Genomic DNA, 22,058 nt, shown 5'->3' with positions numbered 1-22,058 from the left:
CAATGCAAGAACAAAATGAGGAAAGTGCCGCTGGCAAAATTTTGTGCGGCGCTCTATGGATAGGCAATGTTGACTGTTGTACTTGAATGCCAGGATCAGGAGCCTGAGCTGGCGCAGACGTTATCGGTGTTGGTTGCAGGCGCAGTGGAGGGGCTCGTCAGTGACGTCGTGGTGCTTGACCATGGCTCGCACGATGGGACGTCGAAGGTGGCCGATGCTGCCGGCTGCCGGTTTCATTCGCAATGGGATATCAGGGATATAGTGCGCTCGGCGCGAGGCGAGTGGCTGCTTTTCGTCGAGCCCGGTGCGCGTCCGCAGACCGGCTGGATCGACGAGATTGCCGAGTATATGGCGCTGAACAAGCTGCCTGCACGGTTCACCGCTTCGCGCGGATATCGGCGTCCTTTTCTGCAGCGCATCCGCCGGGCGTCGTCGCCGCTGGAACTCGGGCTTCTCCTTCCCAAGAAACAGGCGATCGCCGCAGCACGAAGCGGAATGAGCCTCCGCGAATTCGCAAAAGGGCAGAAGCTCCGCAAGCTTTCCAGCGAACTCGTTCCCTCTTGGGTTGCGCGCGCAGCGCGGTAGCTGCGCGTGCTCTCTTTCGACGCCGCCGCAAATGATGGCGCCCGATACAATTTTGCGCTATAATTCCCGCATGGCGCCGCCCGAGCGCCTCGCTTCGTGACGGTCGACCATGAATGCCGGCAGACGGCAGAACAGGTCAGCGGAAGTCTCCTCTTCTGCCGGTTTCCGGCAAAAGGAGGTGCGTCATGAAACGCAATATGATCCGCGGCCTGTTGTCGGCCGTCATATTGACGACATCGATGATCGCGCATCCGCATTCGGCAGCATCGCAGATGATGCGCAGTTGCGCAGGCCGATCCGAGATCGTCAATTTCCTCGACAAGAACTTTGCCGAGAGGCTGACGGCAGTTGGGTTGGTCAACCAGAACGCCATGCTGGAGGTCTACGCCGCGCAGAGCGGCACATGGACGCTGCTCATCACGGATGTTCGCGGCGTAAGCTGCATCCTGCTGTCCGGTGATAGCTGGGAAACAATGCCTGCACTACCCGGCATAGGGACATAGGACGGTGGCCTGTCTTCGTCTGCCGAGGCAGTCCGCTACTTGCCTGTGCCGCGCTTTAGATGCTCGTCGAGACGCGGCATGATCTCCACGAAATTGCAAGGCATGTGGCGGTAGTCGAGTTGGGATTTGAGGATGCCATCCCAGGCGTCCTTGCAGGCGCCGGGCGAGCCCGGCAGCGCGAAGATGAACGTTGCGTTGGCAACGCCCGCCGTGGCGCGCGACTGGATCGTCGAGGTGCCGATCTTGTCGTAGGAGATACGGTGGAACACCTCCGAAAAGCCATCCATCCTCTTTTCGAAAAGCGGCTCTAGAGCTTCCGGCGTGACATCGCGGCCGGTAAAGCCGGTTCCCCCGGTGGTGATGACGACGTCGATATCATCGCGTTCGGTCCATGCCTTCACACGCGACGCGATCGCCTGTGGGTCATCAGGGACGATTCCCCGGTCGACCAAGCGGTGACCTGCCTCCTTGATCCTGGCGGCCAGCGTATCGCCGGAGCGGTCGTCGGCGAGCGTGCGGGTATCCGAGACCGTCAACACGGCAATGCCGACAGGAATGAAGGGGCGCGTTTCATCCAGCCCTGGCATCGTGTCCTCCAGCAGTCGTTTCCGTTGCTTCGAAATACCAGTCCTGCCGTTCGCTGTGAAGCGCGGCGGCCGCCGTCTCTGCCGCTACAAGTGTATCAAAGATGCCGTAGCACGTGGCGCCGGAACCGGACATGCGAACGATGGAGGCGCCCTGCTTCTTCAGCATCGCCGAGATCTCGGCAATTTCGGGCAGCAGGTCTCGAGCGACCGGCTCAAGGTCATTGCGCATCGAGCCTATCGTCTCGATCCAGGTGGAACGCAGCGTCATGTCGAGTGCCGGATTGGTCTTGCTCGTCAGCCTTCGGAAAACCTCGGGCGTCGATACGCCTTTCAACGGGTTCGCCAGCACCATGGCAAAGGCCGGCATGTCGTCGACAGGGGTGATCTGCTCGCCGATGCCACGCGCGATCAGTGGTCTGCTCGCCAAGCACATGGGCACGTCGGCCCCTAGCCGGATGGCGACCGCCTCGATGATCGCATTCGGAAGCGACACGTTCCAGAGCCGCGTCAGGCCGCGAAGTGTCGCCGCCGCATCCGCCGACCCGCCGCCGATTCCGGACGCAATCGGCAGGTTCTTCTGGAGATCGATGCGAACCGCGGGAGCGATGCCGCTCTCGCGAGAGATCGCACTGCGCAGGAAATCCCGGGCCTTCAGGACAAGATTGTCGTCGCGGTCGGCGATGAGCGCCTCGGCAAAGCGTCCTGATATCACGAACTCGTCTCGCTCAGCCGGCGTAAATTCAAGCCGGTCGGCATGCCGGGTGAAGGTCACCAGCATATCGAGCAGATGATAGCCGTCGGATCTCTGGCCCGTCACATGCAGGGCCAGATTGATTTTTGCCGGAGCGTCCTCGATGACGGTCAGGTCATCGCCCATACTCGCCTTAGGCATCGCCTATCAGGACTTCTTGTCCGTGGGCTTCGGTTCGACAGGCGCCGGATCCGGCTGCTTCTTGTCAGCCGCCTTGGAGCTGTCCGTATCCTGCGGCAAGCCGTTGGCGATCTTTTCCTTGATCTTCGGGATCTCGGATGCCTCGGGTTCGGAGCCGAGCGCCCGGTTCCACTGGTAGACAGCTTCGAGCTTGCGGCCGACACGCCAGTAGGCATCGCCCAGATGGTCGTTGATCGTCGCGTCGCCGGCCTTGATCTGTGCTGCTTTCTCCAATTCCTCGACCGCGTCGTCGAAGCGGTTCAGCCGGAAATAGGCCCAGCCAAGCGAGTCGATGATGTAGCCATCATCCGGACGCAGATCGACCGCCTTCTTGATCATCGCCAGTCCCTCGTCGAGGTTCCGGTTCATGTCGATCCAGGAGTAGCCGAGGTAGTTCAGAACCTGCGGCTGGTCGGCGTTGAGTTCCAGTGCCTTGCGGAAATTCGGCTCTGCCTTGTCCCATTTCTTCAGGCGTTCATAGGCAATGCCGCGCTGGAAGAAGACCGTCCACGCGCCCCTGCCCGGCAAGGGGCCGAGGACTTCGACAGCCTTGTCGTAATTGTCGGCCATGGCGGCGTAGTCCTTCGCATCCGACAGCACGCTGCCATAGGCGAGGTAGCTGCGAACGTCTTTCGGATCAGAGGCGATCAGGCTCTGAAGGTGCTTGCGCGCCTCTTCCACCTTGCCGCCTTGCGCAAGGGCGAGGCCGAGCTGCAGCTCGGAGATGCGGCGCATCGGCGAGTTCTCCGGCACCTGCTTGTAGAGCGCGATCGCGCGGTCCATCTGCTCCTGCTTCTCGGCAATGCCGCCGAGCATGACGAGCGTATCGGCGCTATCCGGATCCAGCGTCTTGGCTGTCTGAAGGTAGAGAGAAACGATATCCTCGGCACCGTCGCGGTTCAGCGCTCCACCGATAGAGAAAAGTACGCCGGCAGCGCCCTGCTTGGCGGTCTGAATCTGCTGCTCCTGCTTCTCGCCCTTTTCGATGCTCTGGCGCAGCGCATTGAGCGGAGCGTAGTTCGGCAACAGGTTGTCGCCGACGGAAATCGCGTCGAGCGCCTTCTGCTTGTTGCCCTGCGAGGCTTCCAGTCGGGCGAGAGCCATGACGGCGCGCATGAAGGTATCGGGAGCGGTCGCACCGCCGTCCTTGTCGAGTACGGCGTCGTTGAGGTTCTGGCGGGCGGCCCTTATGTCGCCGTTCACGATCGCGATCGCGCCGGCGTTGTAGGATTTGAAGATGCCGACCCAATCCGGCCCCTTCATCCTCTGAACCATGGAGAGAGCTTCCTTGCCACGGCCGGCGCCGACGCGGGCCCAGGAGGCGAGCAGATCGTTCATCATTCGGTCGAGATCGTTCGGGCCGGTATATTTCAGAAGCGATTCAGCCGTCTTGTATTCGCCGCGACGAATGGCATCCATGCTGCGCACGATGGTCGTGATGCGTTCGACCGTTGCATCGCCTTTCAGGTCGTTGGCGTACTTCACGCCATCCTTGATGTCGCCGTTCAAAAGCAGCGAGATCATCAGGCGCTGGCGGATTTCCGGATTTCCCGGCTCGATCTGCAGCGCCTTCTTGTAGAGTTCAATCGCCGTCTCGTAGTCATGATCGACATCGGCAGTCCGGGCGGCCAAAAATGCGCCGGAGAAGCTCGTGACGCTATCCGGATCGAAGATCACCGTGGCGGCATCGTCCTTCTTGGCCGTCTCTTCGGCATTCACGCCGCCGAGCGCTGCCAGCGATAGGACCGCTGCCATGGCTGCGCTCGAAAGAAGACGGATGGCAAGTTTTTGCCGCATTAGAAAACCTCTCTTGTCGGGCAGCCGGCCTCGTCCGACTGCAAAATCAGTTGAAATGACTGACTCACAACAGGATGGCTTTTTTGGAGCGGCCCTGCAATAAATTCAGCCCGCGATCAGTGACCGTCGATTAATTGACGCGCTCGATGCAGAAGTCGATGACTTCCAGCAGGGCTGACTTCCATCCCGTTTCGGGAAGCGGCGCGAGCGCATCGCGTGCGATCGTGCCGTAGTGAACCGCCCGGGCAATGGTGTCGTTCAGCGTGCCATACTTGGTAATCAGGCCAAGCGCCTTTTCGAGATTCTGGTCGCTGCTCTCGCCGCCTTCAATGGCGTGTCGCCAAAAAGCGCGCTCTTCCTCGGTTCCGCGGCGATAGGCCAAGATGACCGGAAGCGTAATCTTGCCTTCGCGGAAGTCGTCGCCGACATTCTTGCCGAGATCGGCCGCCTTGCCGCCGTAGTCCAGTGCATCGTCGACGAGCTGGAAAGCGAGACCAAGGTTCATGCCATAGGACTTCAGCGCGTTGCGGCCGGATTTGCCGGCATCGGCGACGATCGGGCCGACTTCGGCGGCTGCGGCAAACAACGCTGCCGTCTTCGCGCGGATGACGGCGAGGTAGTCGTCTTCCGTCGTTTCCATGTTCTTGGCGACGGAAAGCTGCAGCACTTCGCCTTCGGCGATCACGCAAGCCGCCGAGGAGAGCACATCGAGCGCATCGAGCGAGCCGACATCGACCATCATTCGGAACGCCTGGCCGAGCAGGAAGTCACCGACAAGCACGCTCGCCTGGTTGCCCCAGATCATGCGGGCGGTGGATTTGCCGCGGCGAAGGTCGCTCTCATCGACGACGTCGTCATGCAGCAGCGTCGCCGTGTGCATGAACTCGACTGATGTCGCAAGCTTAATGTGGTTCTCGCCCTTGTAGCCGAATAGCGCAGCAGACGCCAAAGTCAGCATCGGACGAAGGCGCTTGCCGCCGGACGAGATGAGATGGTTGGCCACTTCGGGAATCATCTGGACGTCGGAACCGGCCTTGGAGAGGATAAGCTGGTTCACCCGTTGCATGTCCGCTTTGGTCAAATCGACCAGCGGCTTGACAGATGCCAGTTTGTTTTTGCTTTCTTCAAGCGGTATGACCACGCCCAACGACCCGGACTCCTGTTAAATTATTGAGTTCGACAATAGAAAGGGGCGATTGGCGCGGCAAGGGGTGAATTGTCGCGTCGCGCAGATTTGAAAGGGATTTTCCGGCAAATGCATGAACTTATTCGCGCCAATGATCCCGTGTTGCTCTCCTACGCGGAGAGCCTGCTGAAGGATGCGGGGATCCACTGCTTCATTGCCGATCAAGGGATGAGCATTCTGGAAGGGTCGCTCGGCATGCTGCCGCGCCGGCTCCTCGTCGATGACGAACAGGCTGACCAGGCGCGGCGCATTCTCGTGGATGCCGGGCTCGGCGGCGAATTGCGCGCTCCGAAGTGAGCCTGAGATGACCGGAGAACCTGGCGAGACGATTGACGCCTTTCACCGGGGGCTGTTCCATGTGGTGCAGCCGAAGGGCAGGGGGCATCGCTCCGGCATGGATGCAATGCTGCTTGCTGCGCTCGTCGCCGACGACCGTCCGATCACGGTCGCGGATCTCGGTGCCGGCGCAGGCGCCGCCGGCCTGGCCGTCGCGTCACGGCTGCCGGCCGCCGAAGTCGTGCTCTTCGAGCGTTCCGGCCAGATGGCCGACTATGCCCGCCGCAGCATCCTCCTGCCTGAAAATGCGCATATGGCAGGCCGCGTTTCGGTCGTCGAGGCGGATGTGACGCTAAGGGCGAAGGCGCGAAACGAGGCCGGTCTCCCCGACGAGAGTTTCCATCATGTGATCATGAACCCGCCGTTCAACGATGCGGGCGATCGCCGGACACCCGATGCCTTGAAGGCGGAGGCACATGCGATGACGGAGGGGATGTTCGAAAGCTGGGTGCGGACGGCCGGGGCGATCATGGTCCCCGGCGGGCAATTGTCGCTCATCGCACGGCCAGAATCGATTGCCGAGATCATCGACGCTTGCGGACGCCGCTTCGGCGGCATCGAGGTGACCGCGATCCATCCGCGCGACGGCGAGAGCGCCGTGCGTATCCTCGTCACGGCGATCAAAGGATCGCGCGCGCGGCTTTCGCTGCGCGCGCCATTTATCATGCACGAGGAGGGTACGCATAAATTTTCCCCCTTCGTGGATGATCTCAACAATGGCCGGGCGGCCTACCTCAGGCGCTAGCCGACGACGAAGTCGAACAGCAGCTTGACGTTGAGACCCGCAATCAGGACCGCGATCACGTAGGCAATCGCACTCAACCAGCGTGGGGCGACCAGCGCGCCCATCTTCGCCCTGCTTGCCGTAAACATCACGAGTGGGAAGACGGCGAAGGAAAGCTGGAGGCTGAGCACGACCTGCGTCAGGATCAGCAGTTCCGCCGTGCCCTTGTCGCCATACCAGATCGTGACGAAGGCGGCCGGAACGATGGCGATCGCACGGGTGATCAGGCGGCGAACCCACGGCTGAAGCCGGATCTTCAGGAAGCCTTCCATGACGATCTGACCCGCAAGCGTTGCTGTAACCGTCGAATTCAGGCCGCAGCACAGGAGCGCGATGCCGAAGAGCGTTGGAGCGATTGCCAGTCCAAGCAGCGGTGCGAGTAACGAAGATGCCTCGCCCAGTTCCACGACATCCGTTTTGCCGTTCGCATGGAAGGCAGCAGCGGCCAGGATCAAGATCGATGCGTTGATCAGGAGCGCGAAGCACAGCGCTACCGTCGAGTCGATCGTCGCGTAGGTCAGCGCCTGGCGCTTTTCCGGCACCGTGTGGCCATAGGCGCGGGTCTGGACGATGCCGGAGTGCAGGTAGAGATTGTGCGGCATCACGGTGGCGCCGAGAATGCCGAGCGCGAGGTAGAGCATCTCGGGGTTGGAAACGATCTCGGTCGTCGGGAAGAAGCCCCGGATCACCGCACCCCATTGCGGGTCCGCCAGGAAGATCTGCACGCCGAAGCACACGGCGATGATGGCGAGCAGGGCGATGACAAAGGCTTCCACCCAGCGGAAGCCGATCTTCTGCAGATAGAGGATGAGGAACACGTCGAGCGATGTGATGAGCACGCCGAGTTCGAGCGGGATGCCGAAGAGAAGGTTGAGGCCGATCGCCGTGCCGATCACTTCGGCGATGTCGGTCGCGATGATGGCAATTTCGGCAAAGGCCCACAGCGGAACAGAGACGTATTTCGGGTATGCGTCACGGCAAGCCTGGGCAAGGTCGCGGCCGGAAGCGATCGCAAGGCGCGCACAGAGCGATTGCAGGACGATCGCCATCAGGTTGGACAGCAAGGCGACGGTCAGCAGGGCATAGCCGAACTTCGAACCGCCGGCGAGCGAGGTCGCCCAGTTGCCGGGGTCCATATAGCCGACGGCCACCATGTAGCCGGGGCCGAGGAACGCGGCGATGCGGCGCCAGCGTGTGCCATGTGTTTGCGTCTGGACGGACCGGTAGACATCGGAAAGCGATGCCTCTTCGCGTTCGTGTCGCCAGCCGGCCTTCGCGTTCGGATTTACGATGTCCATGCAGTCTCCGCCTATTATCAATGCGTCCAGTATGTCTGAATGGAATGATAATGCAAGTCATTCGCAACAGATTTTGTGAACGACAGATGTTTTATGCTGCGACCATTGCGTTTGTCGCTCCGTTGCATACATGGAAGACGTTCGCTGACATCGTCGCAAAGGATGGAAAATGGCCGGATTTTTGAAGAGGTTGCTGCCGAAGCGTTTCCGCAAGGAAGGTATGGTGATCCCCGTCGTTCGACTTCACGGCCCGATCATGAGCGGCGGGAGCCAGTTCCGGCCCACCCTCAATCTCGCCTCAACGGCGCAAGTCCTCGAAAAGGCCTTCAGTTTCAAGGATGCGCCGGCGGTTGCCATCTCGCTCAATTCGCCCGGCGGCTCCCCGGTGCAGTCGCGTCTCGTCTTCACCCGCATCCGCGAACTCGCGCGCGAGAAGCAGAAGAAGGTTCTCGTCTTCGTCGAAGATGTTGCGGCATCCGGCGGCTACATGATCGCGCTTGCCGGCGACGAGATCATCGCCGATCCCACCTCCATCGTCGGCTCGATCGGCGTCGTCTCCGGCGGCTTCGGATTTCCCGAGCTCTTGAAGAAGATCGGCGTGGAGCGCCGAGTCTATACGGCCGGAGAAAACAAAGTGATCCTCGATCCCTTCCAGCCGGAGAAGGAAAAGGACATCGAATACCTGAAGACCCTGCAATTGGAGATCCATCAGGTTTTCATCTCAATGGTTCGCGAGCGGCGTGCCGGCAAGCTGAAGAACGACGACGTCGTCTTCTCCGGGCTTTTCTGGACCGGGATGCGCGCACTTGAGCTGGGCCTGGTCGATGGGCTCGGCGACATGCGGCAGGAATTGAAGCGCCGCTATGGCGTCAAAAGCAAGCTAGAGCTGGTGATGCCAGCGCGTGGACTTTTCGGACGACGCATTCCGGGTATATCGTCAGCTAGCTTGGAGGGCGCCGGCGCCGGTCTTGCAACCGGACTTGTCGAGGCTGCCGAGGAGAAGGCATTGTGGAGCCGATTCGGGCTCTGAGGGAGTGAAGGCTGGCATCATGCCGCAACTGATAATAATCGTCGTGCTGGTGGTCAGCGCCTGGCTTCTCTACCGCCGCTTCATCGCTGATGCAAAGCGGCTCGCCGAGCGATCCCGTCGTGCCGAGAAGGAGCGCCAGACGGGCGCCATCGGCACGCTGGTCAAGGATCCGGTTACCGGCGAATACCATCTGAAGAAGGACGAGGACGAGTAGGGCTGCAAAAGCCTTGACCCGTTTGGCGCGGCATGGCACCTGTCCGCGCACTTTTTGTACGAATTCGGAAGCCGTTCCATGTCTGCAGCCGCACTCCCCGACCATATGAACCCCAAGCGCTCGTTTCAGGCGCTGATCCTCACGCTCCACACCTACTGGGCGGACAAGGGGTGTGCGGTTCTGCAGCCTTACGACATGGAAGTCGGCGCCGGTACGTTCCACCCGGCAACGACCCTGCGTGCGCTCGGGCCCAAGCCGTGGAAGGCTGCCTACGTGCAGCCGACGCGCCGCCCGTCCGACGGCCGCTACGGCGAGAACCCGAACCGCCTGCAGCACTATTATCAGTATCAGGTCATCCTGAAGCCGAACCCGCCAAACCTGCAGGAACTCTATCTCGGCTCGCTCGCAGCGATCGGTCTCGACCCGCTGCTGCACGACATCCGTTTCGTCGAGGATGACTGGGAAAGCCCGACGCTCGGCGCCTGGGGTCTCGGCTGGGAGTGCTGGTGCGACGGCATGGAAGTGTCGCAATTCACCTATTTCCAGCAGGTCTGCGGCATCGAATGCTCGCCTGTCGCGGGCGAGTTGACCTATGGTCTGGAGCGCCTCGCCATGTATGTCCAGGGCGTAGACAACGTCTATGACCTGAACTTCAACGGCCGCGAGGGCGACGAGAAGATCAGCTACGGCGACGTCTTCCTGCAGGCTGAGCAGGAATATTCACGTCACAATTTCGAATACGCCAATACGGAGATGCTGCACCGTCACTTCGTTGACGCCGAGAAGGAGTGCCAGGCGCTTCTCGCCGCCGGCGCGCCGGGCGACAATGCGAACCAGCTGCTGCACAAGTGCGTGTTCCCGGCCTATGACCAGTGCATCAAGGCAAGCCACGTCTTCAATCTCTTGGATGCGCGCGGCGTGATCTCGGTCACCGAGCGCCAGAGCTACATTCTGCGCGTGCGCACGCTGGCCAAGGCCTGCGGCGAAGCCTTCCTGCTGACGGACGCGGGTGGGGTAAATCTGGCGAAAACCGCCGCTTGACGGTGGCGGTCAGCGGCGTTCGTCGCTTCTGACCTCGACACGGCGTTCCACCGGACGCGCCATTTTCTGGACAAAGACGTACGAAGCGATGGCCAGCATGTTGAGCAGGAAAAATACTGCGCTCATAGTCTGAATGATCCTCGTCGCAAGTTTCTCACGCACGTCCATCTCGATCGTGCAGAATGAAAATATGATATCCGCGCACCCGGCGGTATCGTGATTTTTCACTACCCGTTGCTATCGATCGCCCCAAAAGAGACCGGAAATGCGGGATGACAATCTGCAGTAACGCGCATAGTCTCCCGGCATATTTTTTGTCGTTGCGGGGGATTCGCGATGTATTTCGTTCTTGGTCTTGTCGTTCTGGCCGCGCTCTATGCCGTCTTTATTTACAACGGCCTTGTTCGTGCCCGGCAGATGGCTGAGGAAGCCTGGTCCGGCATCGATGTGCAACTGAAGCGCCGCGCCGACCTGATCCCCAACCTGATCGAGACCGTCAAGGGTTACGCGGCGCACGAAAAGACGACTCTCGAAGAGGTCGTTGCGCTGCGCAACAAGGCCCAATCAGTTCCAGCAGGCGATGTCGCCGGCCGCGCCCAGGCGGAAGGTCTGCTCGGTCAGGCGCTTGGCCGCGTGCTGGCGCTGGCCGAAGCCTATCCTGACCTGAAGGCGAACGAGAATTTCCGCGAGTTGCAGTCCTCGCTCGAAACGATGGAAAGCGAAATCCAGATGGCGCGCCGCTACTACAATGGGGCGGCCCGCGATCTGAACGTCAAAGTCGAGAGCTTCCCATCCAATCTGGTCGCCGGCCAATTCGGCTTCCAGAAGCGCGAGTATTTCGAGATCGCCAACGAAGCGGATCGCGCCGTTCCGACGGTAAAGTTCTGATATCGGCCATTTGCCTTTGCGCAAAAGCTGCTATGAGCAGGACATGATCGTGGCTGAAAACGGCCTTCGCGCGAAGACGGAAAAGACAAGGTAATGAGTAAAGACAAGCTCACCATCATCCCTCCGGGCAAGCCGCTGACAGGCCGCGCCGTCCCGCCCGGGTCGAAATCGATCACCAATCGGGCGCTGCTGCTGGCTGGTCTTGCCAAGGGCACCAGCCGCTTGACCGGTGCGTTGAAGAGCGACGACACGCGTTATATGGCCGACGCTCTCCGTGCCATGGGGGTGATTATCGATGAGCCTGATGATACGAGCTTCGTCGTCACCGGCAGCGGTAAACTGCTGCCGCCACAGGTGCCACTCTTCCTCGGCAATGCCGGAACCGCGACCCGCTTCCTGACGGCTGCCGCCGCCCTGGTGGATGGCACGGTTGTCGTCGATGGCGATCAGCATATGCGCAAGCGCCCGATCGGCCCGCTCGTCGATGCGTTGCGGTCACTTGGCATCGACGCATCGACCGAAACCGGCTGCCCGCCCGTCACCGTCAAGGGCACCGGTCGTTTTGTGGCGAGCCGCATCCAGATCGATGGCGGCCTGTCCAGCCAGTATGTCTCGGCGCTCCTGATGATGGCCGCTGGCGGCGACAAGCCGGTGACGATCGAGCTGCTTGGCGAGGATATCGGTGCGCTCGGCTATATCGATCTGACGACCGCGGCGATGCGCGCCTTTGGCGCCAAGGTCGAGAAGACGAGCCCGGTGACCTGGCGCGTCGAGCCGACCGGTTATACGGCAGCCGACTTTGTGGTCGAGCCGGACGCCTCGGCCGCAACCTACCTCTGGGCGGCGGAGGTGCTGACATCGGGCAAGATCGATCTCGGTGTCGCGAACGGAGCGTTCACGCAGCCGGATGCGAAGGCCTACGATCTGATCGCCAAGTTCCCGCATCTTCCTGCCGTCATCGACGGCTCGCAGATGCAGGACGCCGTCCCGACCCTTGCCGTTCTGGCCGCTTTCAACGAGACGCCCGTTCGTTTCGTCGGCATCGCCAATCTGCGCGTCAAGGAATGCGATCGCATCCGCGCGATCTCGACCGGCCTCATGCAGATCCGTCCGGATCTGGCACGCGAGGAAGGCGACGACCTGATCGTCCAGTCCGATCCGGCTCTCACGGGCCAGCGCCTGCCGGCCAAAATCGACACCTTCGCCGATCACCGCATCGCCATGAGCTTCGCGCTTGCCGGCCTGAGGATCGCCGGCATCACGATCCTCGATCCGGATTGCGTCGGCAAGACCTTCCCGGCCTACTGGCGGACGCTTGCAGGGCTTGGCGTGACCTATGCCGACGCGGGCTGACATTATCTGATGCGGCCAGGACGCCGCAGGCGAGGAGTATGATGATCCGACGGCTTTTCGGCCTTTGCTTCGTTCTGTTTCTGATGCTTGCGGCGCGTGGCGCCACCGCTGCGGAGGCGATCAACGCATTCGCCTCCGACATCGCGCTGGAAAAGGGCGGCGCGATGACGGTGACGGAGACGATCAGCGTCAACGCCGAAGGCAACCGGATCAGGCGCGGCATCTTCCGCGATTTTCCGCTGACCTATCAGGACGCGGAGGGCCGCCTCCGCCGCGTCGATTTCGACGTGGTCTCGGTCAAGCGCGACGGCCGCGACGAGCCCTGGCACACCGAGTCCATCAGCGGCGGCATCCGCATCTATGCCGGCTCGGAAGATGTGTCGTTAAGCTCTGGCGGCCACCAATACGTCTTCACATACCGCACCAATCGCCAGATCCGCTACTTCGACGATCACGACGAGCTCTATTGGAACGTGACCGGCAACGGCTGGATCTTCCCGATCCTGACGGCCACGGCGGTGGTGAACCTTCCGGATGGGGTCAGCGCGACGGATACCGCCTTCTTCACCGGCCCGCAGGGCGCGGCGGACAGGAATGCAAGCGTTTCCGGAGACAGTAATCGACTGCTGTTCTCGACGACCCGGCCGCTCAACGCCGGCGAAGGGCTGACGATCGCCGTCAAGATGCCCAAAGGTTCTATCAATACGCCGAGTGCCGACGACGAGCGGCGCTGGTGGCTGAGCGACAACCGCGACTACTTCCTCGGTTTCGGCGGCCTCATCCTCGTCTTCCTCTATTACACGCGCTCCTGGCTGAAGGTCGGCCGCGATCCGGCCCGTGGCGTGCTGGTGCCGCGCTGGGATCCGCCCGACGGCATCTCGCCGGCGCTGGTGAACTATGTCGACAATCGCGGCTTCTCGGGGCAGGGCTGGACGGCGCTGTCGGCCACGGCCCTCAACCTGGCTGTGCGCGGATACGTCGTGCTGGAAGACCTGAAGAACGCGATCATCATCCGCCGCACCGACAAGCCGGTCGGCAAGGAGAAGCTGGAAGCCGGCGAAGCGAGCTTGCTCAACGCCGTCGGAGCCAAGGGCTCCCTGACGATCGACGAGGCCAACGGAACGAAGGTGAAGTCGGCGGGGGACAGTTTCCGGGCCGCCATCGAGCGCGAGCACCGCGGCAAATACTACAATGCGAATACTGGATACACGACAGGCGGTATCGCACTCAGCGCCGTCTCGTTGGTGGCCCTCTTCGTCTTTGGAACGTTGGAGCCGGAGACCATCGCTTTGATGATCATTCCGATCATCGTCGTTGTCTTCATTTCTGTCTTTGTTGCCGGCTTTGCCAAGTCGTTTCGCCCCGGCAGATCGCTCGGCGCCAAGATCATGTCCGTGATCGCCATCAGTATCGCCGCCTTTATCGGCTTCAGCATCGTGTCGTCGCTGGCATTGGCGCTGTTCTCCTCACTGGTCGAGCTCCACGAGACGCCGATGCTGTTTGCCATCGGCGGCATCATCTTGCTGAACTTACTCTACGTCTTCATCATGGGCGCGCCGACCCCGCTCGGGGCCAAGCTGACCGATGGCATCGATGGTTTGCGTCAGTACATGACGCTGGCCGAGAAGGACCGCATGAATATGGAGGGGGCGCCCGAGATGTCGCCCCAGCATTTCGAGAAGCTCTTGCCCTATGCTGTGGCGCTCGGCGTCGAAAAGCCCTGGTCGCGCGCCTTCGAGACCTGGCTTGCTGCAGCGGCGGCGGGCGCCGCTGCAGCGGCCTATGCCCCCTCGTGGTATTCCGGCAATTTCGGCAGCGGCAACTTCTCCGATCGCATCGGCGGCTTCTCCTCGTCGATGGCGTCGACGATCGCTTCCACCATTCCGGCACCGCCCTCCAGTTCGTCTTCCGGTTTTTCCGGTGGCGGCTCCTCGGGAGGCTTTTCCGGTGGTGGCGGTGGCGGCGGTGGTGGCGGCGGCTGGTGAGCTTGACCCCGGGGCAAGCATTCTCGCTTGACCTTTCGGCGCTCTGCCCTTAACCGCCAGACGGAAACGCGAAAGGGGCGGGCATGAAGGTTCTGTTGATCGGATCGGGCGGACGCGAACACGCATTGGCCTGGAAGCTGGCGCAATCGCCGCTGATGACGGAATTTTACGCCGCGCCCGGCAATCCGGGCATTGCCGAACACGCGACGCTCGTCGTCGTCAATGTCGATGACCACGATGCGTTGATCGCCTTTTGCAAAGACAAGACGATCGATTTCGTCGTCGTCGGCCCCGAAGCCCCGCTAGTGGCCGGGATTGCCGACAAGCTGCGCGCAGAAGGATTTGCCGTCTTCGGCCCGTCGGCTGCGGCGGCCCAGCTCGAGGGCTCCAAGGGCTTCACCAAGGATATCTGCGCCCGCTACGACATCCCGACCGGTGCCTACCAGCGCTTCAACAATGCGCCGAAGGCCAAGGCCTATATCCGCCAGCATGGCGCCCCGATCGTCGTCAAGGCCGATGGCCTTGCTGCCGGTAAGGGCGTGACCGTCGCCATGACCGTCGATGAAGCAATCGCCGCCGTCGACGATTGCTTCGAGGGCGCTTTCGGTGCTGCGGGCGCCGAGGTGGTTATTGAGGCCTATCTCGATGGCGAGGAGGCGAGCTTCTTCTGCCTCTGCGACGGCAAGCACGTCCTGCCGCTCGCAACCGCCCAGGACCACAAGCGGGTGGGCGAGGGTGACACCGGCCCGAACACCGGGGGCATGGGCGCCTATTCGCCGGCTCCAGTGATGACAGCCGACATGGTCGAGCGCACCATGAAGGAAATCATCGAGCCGACCATGCGCGGCATGGCCGAAAGCGGCTATCCCTTCTCGGGCGTCTTCTTCGCCGGCCTGATGATCACCGCCAAGGGGCCGGAACTCATCGAATACAATGTCCGCTTCGGCGATCCGGAGTGCCAGGTGCTGATGATGCGGCTGAAGAGCGATCTGCTGCCGCTTCTCTTTGCCACCGCCAACGGCACACTCGATCAGGTGTCCGCCGAATGGACCGACGACCCGGCCCTGACTGTCGTCATGGCGTCGAAGGGTTATCCGGGCTCCTACGACAAGGGGACGCCGATCCGCCATATCCCGGAAGCGGGTGATGGCGCCAAGGTGTTTCATGCAGGCACAGCCCTGAAGGACGGTGCGCTGGTCGCGACCGGCGGCCGGGTGCTCAACGTCACGGCCACGGGCAAGACGGTTGGCGAAGCACAGGCGCGCGCCTATGCGCTGCTCGACAGGGTCGATTGGGACAACGGCTTCTGCCGCCACGACATAGGCTGGCGCGCGATCGAACGGGAAAAAAGCGCTGTTCGGTAGATCTGCCACCAACTTGCTTTTGTGTCTCGATACGCCCTTTGCGGGCAGCCTGGAACGACGTGGCACCCTTGATGTGAATAGGAACTCAAGCCAGCGGCGTGATGTTCTGATTGAGACGGAACATATTATGCGGATCGAGCCGCGTCTTTAGGCGCGCAAGCCGCTGGTACTTCTCCGGACCATATGCATCTAAAGCTACGACCGTGCCGGCGTCGGCCTGCTCGTTGACGTAATTCCCAGCCATCGAGAATGTGGAAAGCGATTTGCCGGTGATCCGCCCCCAGGCAATGCATCGATCGTCATCGGCAGCCTCGTCCCAAACCGGCTCTGCAAGCCAGTAGTAGCTTGCGCCTCTTCCCGTATACGCAGTTGCCTCGTCCGCTACATCGGCAACTGCTCCGCCGAGCTGCAACACGTAAATTTCGGAATCTGGCGTTGGTGCATCGGCGATGGAAAGCAGTAAGGCGTCGATTGCTTCATCGGTGATATCGGACCAGAATCCTCCCTTGCAATAATAGCGTCGCGACCAGCAAAGATGCTCGTCGTTGCGGCTCTGCAGGCTGAGATAGGGCAGCTTGTCGACGCTCCCGATACCGCCATCCGTCAGCGCTCCGAACGGTGACAGAACTGAGTAAGCGAGGGCAGCATCCCCCGACCAAACGGCCGTCACGCTGAGACCTGTGGCTGTCGCGGTGAAGTTGAGCGTAAAGTCGCGCGGTTGGCCATGCGCGCGGTCGCGCAGCGCCTGTAGGGCTTGCCGCATGTTGGCCGCAGGATAGTTCCATTCGCCGACTATGATGGAACCCAGCGGATGCATCCTGAACTTAAATCGGGTGACGACGCCGAAGTTGCCACCGCCGCCGCGGATGCCCCAGAAGAGTTCGGGGTTAGACGTTGCGCTTGCCCAAACGATGTCGCCAGCCGCGGTCACGATCTGCGCGCCCAGCAAGCTGTCGATGGTAAGGCCGTATCTCCTGCTGGCCCATCCCATGCCTCCACCCAGGGTCAAGCCTGCCACACCTGTATGCGAAATCACGCCTGCCGGTACCACGTAACCTTCGGGAACTGTCGCGCGATCGAGGTCGCCAAGTAGTGCCCCGCCGCCGACCTCGATCGTGCGCGTATCTCGATCGATGGCGATGGCAGTTAGGTCCGATAGATCGAGAACAAGTCCCCCATCGCAGGTTGAGAATCCCGCAAGACTGTGGCCGCCGCCGCGCACCGCAAGCAGGGCGCGAGACGCAGCCGCCGCATGCACGGCCTTCCGGACGTCATCTACACTCTGCGGGCGAACGATCGCAGCAGGCCGCCGATCGGCGACACCATTCCATATTTTGCGATAGCGATCATAATCCTGATGGTCCGCCGTGATGATAGGGCAGCGGTGCCCTGCTAAAGAAAGTTCTCTCAGCAATAAGTTGGACATGTTGCGTCCCCCGACCCTCGCACAACCTCTAGCACATCCCGGTCCGATCCAGAAACATCCTCCGATCGAAAACAATGGAGCTTGCAGCTGCTTTTGTGCGCCGAAGCGGTCACAGGTGGCATGTGCTACCGAACAGCGCGAAAAGGCGTGAGCAAAACGCGAAATCGGGTCAGTTCCCTAAATTTTTACCCTTTCCCCTGACGGGATGGAAACAAAGGCGCGCTAGTCTCTTTTCAACGTGAGACGGAGTGTTCCATGCGTCAGGTCTTCTTTGCTGCGATAGCTGTGTTTGCCGCGGGTTCTGCCTGCGCCTCTTCGATCGAGGTGGTCGGCAAGGACACGCGCATCAATGGCGGGAGCATCAGCCAAGAAAGCTGCCCAAGCTGCCCGGCGCTCGAACCTGTCGAGCGCAAGAAGGACTACGTTGTCCCGACGCTCGCACCCGGCTCGCTGCAATCCTCGGAAATCCGCGATGTCGATGGCGAGAAGAAGCTCTATCGCACCGAGGGCTGGATGGGCGGCTCGCCCGTCGTGTTCGTCACCAAGGCTCCGGCCGAGCCGATGACGGCATCCGCACCGCCTGCCGACAATATCGACCACGCTTCGACGACGGCCGCTGTGATCGGTGGCGACGTCAGGCCGATCGCGGCAAACGTGGTAGGTGCGCCGAAGGAACAAACGGCCCCGCTCGACGTTTCCACCTTCGAGCTTCGGCTCTGATCTCCAGTTCCCTGCCCCAGCCTGACCAAAGTTTCGGTCGACCGGGGTCCACCCCCGCGGTGGATTAAATGCGTCCCTGAGAGAAGCAGGGACGCATTTTTCGTATCTAATGAGCCTTGCCGGCCGGTGTGTTTCCAAAGGTCGGCGTAAGCAAACGCGCAAGTGTGTGCAGTCCACTCAATAAATTCCACCGTCGCAGATGGTGTGATGTGCCATGTATTCTAGCGGGGGGTAGGCATCAGCGCCTCAAGGATCAGATCGCTCGCTCGTCCGGTCAGGTCGATCACGGCGTCCGGCTGGTCGGCGAAGCGGGCGAGGCGCTGAAGCGCATCTCCGATCAGATCAAGGCGGCCAACGAGATCGTTGCCAAGATCGCCCACAGCGCCTCCGCACAGGACACGACGCTGCGTTCGATCTCGTCCTCGATGAACCCAACTCGATGCCGCAATCCAGCAGAACGCCGCGATGGCGGAGGAAACGACCGCTTCGGCAGAGCCGCTGGCGAGCGAAGCGACGAGCTCTTGAACCTGATCCGCAGCTTCCGCGTCGGCGGCGGCAACGACCATGCCGTGCAGGCTCATCGCGCCGCCTGAGGTCCTGCATCGAAACAAAGAACGGCCGCCGGAGCGATCCGGTGGCCGTTTTGGATGGAGGAGGCCAAGCAGAAGCGCTCAGGCGGCGTGGTCGGCCTCGTCGGCGGCGAGCCCTGCAACAAGCTGCTCGACTTCGCGATCGGAGTAGACGGCGATACCAGCCTTCTTCAGAAGCGCGGCAGTTACGCCATTCCCCGCTTGCCTGTGTCCGGAGAACGTTCCGTCATAGACAAAGCCCGAGCCGCAGGAGGGGCTGCCGTCGATCAGCAGCGCATAGCGGCAGCCGGTTTCGGTGGCGAGTGCCAGCGCATTCTCGGCCGCCTGCCCGAACTCTTCCGTCACATCGCCGCCGGTGATGTCGACGACGCGCGCACGGCCGGCGAGCACATCCTCGCCCGTGGCACCGCCTTCGATTTCGGCGGGCGGACGCGGCACCGGCATCCCGGCAGACATCTCAGGACAGATGGTCACCAGCCTGCCTTCCTCGATCCATCGCCCGATCGCCGGGTGGGCAAGGGGCTTCGACTGCCCGTCATAGCGGACAGCATGGCCCATGAGGCAGGCGCTGACGAGAATCTTGTTCATGGCTTTGGCATAGCCGCAGGGACGTGATAGTGCCAGCCCGCGGTCAGGCGTAATGAAAGGGAACAGAGTGCAGCGAAGCATTGGCGTGGACAAGAGATGACCGATCTTGCGGTCTATGCCGGTCTTTTCCTGGTGGCCTTTGCGGCAGCCACGATATTGCCGATGCAGTCGGAAGCCGGACTCGTCGTGCTCATCCTGGCGAAGCAGTATCCGGTCCTTGCTCTGATCGCGGTGGCGACCGTTGGCAACGTCCTCGGCTCGGCCGTCAACTGGCTGCTCGGCGTCGGCATCGAGCGCCTTCGCGGCAAACGCTGGTTTCCAGTAAGCCAACCCGCGCTCGACAAGGCACAACGCTGGTATCGCCGCTACGGCAAGTGGTCGCTGCTTCTGAGTTGGATGCCCGTGGTCGGCGATCCCATCACAGTCGTTGCCGGTGTGCTGCGCGAACCGTTTCCGATATTCCTGTTGCTCGTCACCATCGCGAAAACCGCGCGCTACGGCGTCCTCGCTGCCGCTACTCTCGGGGTGATGAGCTGACGCAGGTTCCAATTCCATCCTTGAATCAAATTCTGAGCAAGGATGGAATTAGATAGAAAGCGCAAGATGTTACGGCGTTGCAGCTTAGCCCGAGATCTTCGAGAAGTCGGCGACGGTGCCGGTTGCCTCGCGGATCAGGCGCAGCAGGGCAAGACGATTGGCGCGGATGGCGGCGTCTTCGTCATTGACCAACACGTCGTCGAAGAAGCGGTCGACCGGTGCGCGCAGCCTGGAGAGTGCTTCCATCGCCGAGCGGAAGTCTTCCTTGGCAACGGCCGTTGAGGCTTCCGCGGAAGCCGTGGTGATGGCGGCAAAGAGCACCTTCTCGGCGTCAAGCCGGAAGAGGTTTTCGGAGACGCCGTCGGCGATCACAGTGCCCTTCTTCTCCTCGGCAGCCAGAATTTGCGTGGCGCGCTTGGTGCCGACCAGGAGATTTTTGCCGTCCTCCGAGGTAATGAACGCCGTCAGCGCCTCGACACGCCGGGCAATCATCAGAAGATCGTCGGCTTCGGGCGTAACCACGGCGTCAATCAGGTCATAGCGCGCGCCTTGATCGCGCAGGTAGACCTTGAGGCGGTCGTGGAAGAAGGAGAGGAGGTCGAGTTGACGCGACATCCCATCGCCGACGATAGCACTGCTCGTGATGTAGTCGCCACTTTGGCGCTTCTTTTCGGCGGATGCTTTGTCTAGGAGATCTTCATCGATCCGCGCCATGTGCGACGCAATTGGCGTTAGCAGCGGGATACGAACCTTGCGCTCGAGCAGGATGCGGATGACGCCGAGTGCTGCGCGGCGAAGCGCGAAGGGATCCTTGGAGCCGGTGGGCTTTTCGTCGATAGCCCAGAAGCCGGTCAGCGTATCGAGCTTGTCGGCGAGCGCGACGGTGATCGCAATCTTGTCCCCCGGAACGCGGTCGTTCGGCCCCATCGGCTTCCAGTGATCCTCGATCGCTGCTGCGACCGAGGCGTCCTCGCCCTGGAGCGCGGCATAGCGGCGGCCCATCAGGCCCTGCAGTTCCGGAAATTCGCCGACGGCCTCGGTGCGAAGATCCGCCTTGGCCAGAACCGCGGCCCGGTCGACGAGCTTGTAGTCTGCGCCGATCTGCATGACGAGCTTGGCCGCAAGCGCGCGGATACGCTTCACGCGTGCGCCCTGCGTTCCGAGCTTGGCGTGGAAGGTCACGTTGAGCGCGTCGAGCTTGGCCATGCGCTGGTCAAGCGGCTTGGAGAGGTTGAGGTCGAATTTTTTCGCCGAAGCTTCCAGCGTTTCGAGGTCCGGCAGATTGCCCTGGTCGCGCTTCCAGAAGTGCAGCGCGTCGGAAAGACGGGCGCGCACGACCTTGCCATTGCCGTGGATAATCTCCTTGCCGCCATCGCTCGCCTGGATGTTCGAAACGAGGACGAACTTGCTGGAAAGCGTGTCGCTGCCGACCGGGCGCGTCACAAAACACTTCTGGTTCGTCTTGATCGTCAGGCGGATGATGTCGGCCGGGATCGAGAGGTAGTCTTCCTCGAAGCTTCCCATCAGCACCTGCGGCCATTCGACGAGACCGGAGACCTCTTCCAACAGGCCCTCGTCCTCGACCAGGTCAAGGCCGCTCGCAAACGCGATGTCGCGGGCATCGTGCAGGATGATGTCCTTGCGGCGATCGGCATCAAGAATGACCTTCGCCTTTTCGAGATTGGCGACATAATCGTCGAAGCGCTTGACGGTAATGGCATCAGGCGCATGGAAGCGGTGGCCGAAGGTCACGTTGGAGGCAACGATGCCGTCGATCGAAAACGGAATGACAACCGTTTCCTCATGCTCGGTGCCGAAGGTGCAGACGATCGACTGCAGCGGCCGCACCCAGCGCAGCGAACCGGGCTTGGCGGATGCAGCACCCCAACGCATCTGCTTCGGCCAGGGGAAATCGCGGATGATGCCGGGCATCACGTCGCTGATGATCTCTTCGGCGGCGCGGCCCGGCTTGGAGATGACCGCGATGTAGAAGTCGCCCTTCTTCGGGTCGCTCTGGATCTGCGCCTCGGAAATGGAGGACAGGCCGGCGCCGCGCAGGAAGCCTTCGATCGCCTTCTCGTTGGCGTCGGTGCGGGGGCCCTTCTTCTCTTCGCGCACGTCGGCGGAGCGCGCCGTCAGGCCACGAATGTCGAGTGTCAGCCGGCGCGGCGTCCAGTATTCGCGCGCACCCTCGTAGGACAGTCCTGCTTCAACAAGCGCATCGGTGACGAGCTTCTTCAGGTCGCCGGCAGCCTTGCGCTGCAAACGGGCCGGGATCTCTTCGGAGCGGAGTTCTAGGAGCAGATCTGGCATGT

Annotated in this window: 22 protein-coding genes and 1 pseudogene; 14 read left to right on the top strand and 9 right to left on the bottom strand. The window is 61.7% G+C overall.

The features are described from left to right. The first annotated feature begins 66 nt into the window (after positions 1 to 66). Both BSG20_RS00630 and BSG20_RS00625 read left to right on the top strand, forming a co-directional pair. A complete protein-coding gene (locus tag BSG20_RS00630; protein ID WP_072370487.1) occupies positions 67 to 585 on the top strand; it encodes a glycosyltransferase family protein in 519 nt (172 codons plus the stop codon). A gap of 185 nt (positions 586 to 770) precedes the next feature. Then, positions 771 to 1,088, top strand: coding sequence for a hypothetical protein (locus BSG20_RS00625; RefSeq protein WP_072370484.1), 318 nt, complete (start codon positions 771 to 773; stop codon positions 1,086 to 1,088). A gap of 35 nt (positions 1,089 to 1,123) precedes the next feature. Here the strand turns inward: BSG20_RS00625 and moaB are convergent, their stop codons facing one another. From moaB to BSG20_RS00605, 4 genes are all read right to left on the bottom strand, one after another. Further along, on the bottom strand, positions 1,124 to 1,675 hold the full coding sequence (gene moaB / locus BSG20_RS00620; RefSeq protein WP_072370481.1) for a molybdenum cofactor biosynthesis protein B: 552 nt from the start codon (positions 1,673 to 1,675) through the stop codon (positions 1,124 to 1,126). Continuing rightward, positions 1,659 to 2,567, bottom strand: a complete 909-nt coding sequence (locus tag BSG20_RS00615) for a 4-(cytidine 5'-diphospho)-2-C-methyl-D-erythritol kinase (protein ID WP_072370477.1) — start codon at positions 2,565 to 2,567, stop codon at positions 1,659 to 1,661. Before BSG20_RS00615 ends, moaB begins: the two co-directional genes overlap by 17 nt. 6 nt (positions 2,568 to 2,573) lie before the next feature. Next, positions 2,574 to 4,403 (bottom strand): tetratricopeptide repeat protein, encoded by a 1,830-nt coding sequence (locus BSG20_RS00610; RefSeq protein WP_072370474.1) that lies wholly within the window; start codon positions 4,401 to 4,403, stop codon positions 2,574 to 2,576. A gap of 130 nt (positions 4,404 to 4,533) precedes the next feature. Next, complete coding sequence (locus tag BSG20_RS00605; RefSeq protein WP_072370471.1) at positions 4,534 to 5,550, bottom strand: polyprenyl synthetase family protein; 1,017 nt, start codon at positions 5,548 to 5,550, stop codon at positions 4,534 to 4,536. Positions 5,551 to 5,658: 108 nt separating this feature from the next. Between BSG20_RS00605 and BSG20_RS00600 the strand changes: the two genes are divergently transcribed. Continuing rightward, positions 5,659 to 5,886, top strand: coding sequence for a putative signal transducing protein (locus BSG20_RS00600; protein ID WP_024314297.1), 228 nt, complete (start codon positions 5,659 to 5,661; stop codon positions 5,884 to 5,886). Between the two features lie 7 nt (positions 5,887 to 5,893). Further along, positions 5,894 to 6,670, top strand: a complete 777-nt coding sequence (locus tag BSG20_RS00595) for a tRNA1(Val) (adenine(37)-N6)-methyltransferase (protein WP_072370468.1) — start codon at positions 5,894 to 5,896, stop codon at positions 6,668 to 6,670. Here BSG20_RS00595 and BSG20_RS00590 read toward each other — a convergent pair. Then, positions 6,667 to 8,007, bottom strand: a complete 1,341-nt coding sequence (locus BSG20_RS00590) for an Nramp family divalent metal transporter (RefSeq protein WP_072370465.1) — start codon at positions 8,005 to 8,007, stop codon at positions 6,667 to 6,669. The two genes, BSG20_RS00595 and BSG20_RS00590, sit on opposite strands and share 4 nt — an antisense overlap. 169 nt (positions 8,008 to 8,176) lie before the next feature. Between BSG20_RS00590 and BSG20_RS00585 the strand changes: the two genes are divergently transcribed. The 3 genes from BSG20_RS00585 to BSG20_RS00575 all read left to right on the top strand — a co-directional run bounded on the left by BSG20_RS00585 (position 8,177) and on the right by BSG20_RS00575 (position 10,292). After that, positions 8,177 to 9,037 (top strand): S49 family peptidase, encoded by an 861-nt coding sequence (locus BSG20_RS00585; RefSeq protein WP_072370462.1) that lies wholly within the window; start codon positions 8,177 to 8,179, stop codon positions 9,035 to 9,037. A 19-nt stretch (positions 9,038 to 9,056) separates the two neighbouring features. Beyond that, positions 9,057 to 9,251 (top strand): hypothetical protein, encoded by a 195-nt coding sequence (locus tag BSG20_RS00580; RefSeq protein WP_072370745.1) that lies wholly within the window; start codon positions 9,057 to 9,059, stop codon positions 9,249 to 9,251. Between the two features lie 105 nt (positions 9,252 to 9,356). Beyond that, positions 9,357 to 10,292, top strand: a complete 936-nt coding sequence (locus tag BSG20_RS00575; RefSeq protein ID WP_072370740.1) for a glycine--tRNA ligase subunit alpha — start codon at positions 9,357 to 9,359, stop codon at positions 10,290 to 10,292. A gap of 9 nt (positions 10,293 to 10,301) precedes the next feature. Here BSG20_RS00575 and BSG20_RS00570 read toward each other — a convergent pair whose 3' ends face one another. Continuing rightward, positions 10,302 to 10,520, bottom strand: a complete 219-nt coding sequence (locus BSG20_RS00570) for a hypothetical protein (protein WP_072370459.1) — start codon at positions 10,518 to 10,520, stop codon at positions 10,302 to 10,304. A 108-nt stretch (positions 10,521 to 10,628) separates the two neighbouring features. Between BSG20_RS00570 and BSG20_RS00565 the strand changes: the two genes are divergently transcribed. The 4 genes from BSG20_RS00565 to purD all read left to right on the top strand — a co-directional run bounded on the left by BSG20_RS00565 (position 10,629) and on the right by purD (position 15,882). Next, positions 10,629 to 11,180 carry a LemA family protein gene (locus tag BSG20_RS00565; protein WP_072370456.1) on the top strand — a complete coding sequence of 184 codons (552 nt, stop codon included), beginning with the start codon at positions 10,629 to 10,631 and terminating at the stop codon, positions 11,178 to 11,180. A 93-nt stretch (positions 11,181 to 11,273) separates the two neighbouring features. Further along, positions 11,274 to 12,533 (top strand): 3-phosphoshikimate 1-carboxyvinyltransferase, encoded by a 1,260-nt coding sequence (gene aroA / locus BSG20_RS00560; RefSeq protein WP_072370453.1) that lies wholly within the window; start codon positions 11,274 to 11,276, stop codon positions 12,531 to 12,533. A 41-nt stretch (positions 12,534 to 12,574) separates the two neighbouring features. Next, positions 12,575 to 14,518, top strand: a complete 1,944-nt coding sequence (locus BSG20_RS00555) for a DUF2207 domain-containing protein (protein WP_072370738.1) — start codon at positions 12,575 to 12,577, stop codon at positions 14,516 to 14,518. Positions 14,519 to 14,601: 83 nt separating this feature from the next. Continuing rightward, on the top strand, positions 14,602 to 15,882 hold the full coding sequence (purD, locus tag BSG20_RS00550) for a phosphoribosylamine--glycine ligase (protein ID WP_072370451.1): 1,281 nt from the start codon (positions 14,602 to 14,604) through the stop codon (positions 15,880 to 15,882). An 85-nt stretch (positions 15,883 to 15,967) separates the two neighbouring features. Here the strand turns inward: purD and BSG20_RS00545 are convergent, their stop codons facing one another. Further along, the gene (locus tag BSG20_RS00545; protein WP_072370448.1) at positions 15,968 to 17,308 is read right to left on the bottom strand and encodes an FAD-binding oxidoreductase; all 1,341 of its coding nucleotides are present in this window, start codon (positions 17,306 to 17,308) and stop codon (positions 15,968 to 15,970) included. A 255-nt stretch (positions 17,309 to 17,563) separates the two neighbouring features. Here BSG20_RS00545 and BSG20_RS00540 point away from each other — a divergent pair, with 255 nt between their 5' ends. Together BSG20_RS00540 and BSG20_RS36260 are read left to right on the top strand one after the other, a co-directional pair. Then, entirely contained in the window at positions 17,564 to 18,028 is a 465-nt protein-coding gene (locus tag BSG20_RS00540; protein ID WP_072370445.1) for a plant virulence effector HPE1-like domain-containing protein, read from the top strand. Positions 18,029 to 18,267: 239 nt separating this feature from the next. Next, positions 18,268 to 18,621 (top strand): annotated as a pseudogene (locus BSG20_RS36260) (methyl-accepting chemotaxis protein); the annotation flags it as partial. A 78-nt stretch (positions 18,622 to 18,699) separates the two neighbouring features. On the opposite strand, the gene BSG20_RS00535 reads toward BSG20_RS36260, so the two are convergent. Beyond that, positions 18,700 to 19,206, bottom strand: a complete 507-nt coding sequence (locus BSG20_RS00535) for a 2-thiouracil desulfurase family protein (RefSeq protein ID WP_072370442.1) — start codon at positions 19,204 to 19,206, stop codon at positions 18,700 to 18,702. Positions 19,207 to 19,302: 96 nt separating this feature from the next. On the opposite strand from BSG20_RS00535, the gene BSG20_RS00530 reads away from it, so the two are divergent. Then, positions 19,303 to 19,743, top strand: coding sequence for a YqaA family protein (locus BSG20_RS00530; protein ID WP_072370439.1), 441 nt, complete (start codon positions 19,303 to 19,305; stop codon positions 19,741 to 19,743). Positions 19,744 to 19,827: 84 nt separating this feature from the next. Here the strand turns inward: BSG20_RS00530 and glyS are convergent, their stop codons facing one another. Beyond that, positions 19,828 to 22,056, bottom strand: a complete 2,229-nt coding sequence (gene glyS / locus BSG20_RS00525; protein WP_072370436.1) for a glycine--tRNA ligase subunit beta — start codon at positions 22,054 to 22,056, stop codon at positions 19,828 to 19,830. Positions 22,057 to 22,058 lie beyond the last annotated feature (2 nt).

Origin of the sequence: Rhizobium tibeticum, assembly GCF_900110205.1 — a bacterium.
Lineage (GTDB): Bacteria > Pseudomonadota > Alphaproteobacteria > Rhizobiales > Rhizobiaceae > Rhizobium > Rhizobium tibeticum.
The sequence above is the reverse complement of the archived record's forward strand: the minus strand, read 5'-3'. Positions and strand labels throughout refer to the sequence as shown.

Excerpts from the sequence above, each read along its gene's own strand:
- BSG20_RS00630 (WP_072370487.1), top strand. The coding sequence starts at position 67 with ATGTTGACTGTTGTACTTGAATGCCAGGATCAGGAGCCTGAGCTGGCG.
- BSG20_RS00625 (WP_072370484.1), top strand. The coding sequence starts at position 771 with ATGAAACGCAATATGATCCGCGGCCTGTTGTCGGCCGTCATATTGACG.
- moaB (WP_072370481.1), bottom strand. The coding sequence starts at position 1,675 with ATGCCAGGGCTGGATGAAACGCGCCCCTTCATTCCTGTCGGCATTGCC.
- BSG20_RS00615 (WP_072370477.1), bottom strand. The coding sequence starts at position 2,567 with ATGCCTAAGGCGAGTATGGGCGATGACCTGACCGTCATCGAGGACGCT.
- BSG20_RS00610 (WP_072370474.1), bottom strand. The coding sequence starts at position 4,403 with ATGCGGCAAAAACTTGCCATCCGTCTTCTTTCGAGCGCAGCCATGGCA.
- BSG20_RS00600 (WP_024314297.1), top strand. The coding sequence starts at position 5,659 with ATGCATGAACTTATTCGCGCCAATGATCCCGTGTTGCTCTCCTACGCG.
- BSG20_RS00595 (WP_072370468.1), top strand. The coding sequence starts at position 5,894 with ATGACCGGAGAACCTGGCGAGACGATTGACGCCTTTCACCGGGGGCTG.
- BSG20_RS00590 (WP_072370465.1), bottom strand. The coding sequence starts at position 8,007 with ATGGACATCGTAAATCCGAACGCGAAGGCCGGCTGGCGACACGAACGC.
- BSG20_RS00585 (WP_072370462.1), top strand. The coding sequence starts at position 8,177 with ATGGCCGGATTTTTGAAGAGGTTGCTGCCGAAGCGTTTCCGCAAGGAA.
- BSG20_RS00580 (WP_072370745.1), top strand. The coding sequence starts at position 9,057 with ATGCCGCAACTGATAATAATCGTCGTGCTGGTGGTCAGCGCCTGGCTT.
- BSG20_RS00575 (WP_072370740.1), top strand. The coding sequence starts at position 9,357 with ATGAACCCCAAGCGCTCGTTTCAGGCGCTGATCCTCACGCTCCACACC.
- BSG20_RS00565 (WP_072370456.1), top strand. The coding sequence starts at position 10,629 with ATGTATTTCGTTCTTGGTCTTGTCGTTCTGGCCGCGCTCTATGCCGTC.
- aroA (WP_072370453.1), top strand. The coding sequence starts at position 11,274 with ATGAGTAAAGACAAGCTCACCATCATCCCTCCGGGCAAGCCGCTGACA.
- BSG20_RS00555 (WP_072370738.1), top strand. The coding sequence starts at position 12,575 with ATGATCCGACGGCTTTTCGGCCTTTGCTTCGTTCTGTTTCTGATGCTT.
- purD (WP_072370451.1), top strand. The coding sequence starts at position 14,602 with ATGAAGGTTCTGTTGATCGGATCGGGCGGACGCGAACACGCATTGGCC.
- BSG20_RS00545 (WP_072370448.1), bottom strand. The coding sequence starts at position 17,308 with ATGTCCAACTTATTGCTGAGAGAACTTTCTTTAGCAGGGCACCGCTGC.
- BSG20_RS00540 (WP_072370445.1), top strand. The coding sequence starts at position 17,564 with ATGCGTCAGGTCTTCTTTGCTGCGATAGCTGTGTTTGCCGCGGGTTCT.
- BSG20_RS00535 (WP_072370442.1), bottom strand. The coding sequence starts at position 19,206 with ATGAACAAGATTCTCGTCAGCGCCTGCCTCATGGGCCATGCTGTCCGC.
- BSG20_RS00530 (WP_072370439.1), top strand. The coding sequence starts at position 19,303 with ATGACCGATCTTGCGGTCTATGCCGGTCTTTTCCTGGTGGCCTTTGCG.
- glyS (WP_072370436.1), bottom strand. The coding sequence starts at position 22,056 with ATGCCAGATCTGCTCCTAGAACTCCGCTCCGAAGAGATCCCGGCCCGT.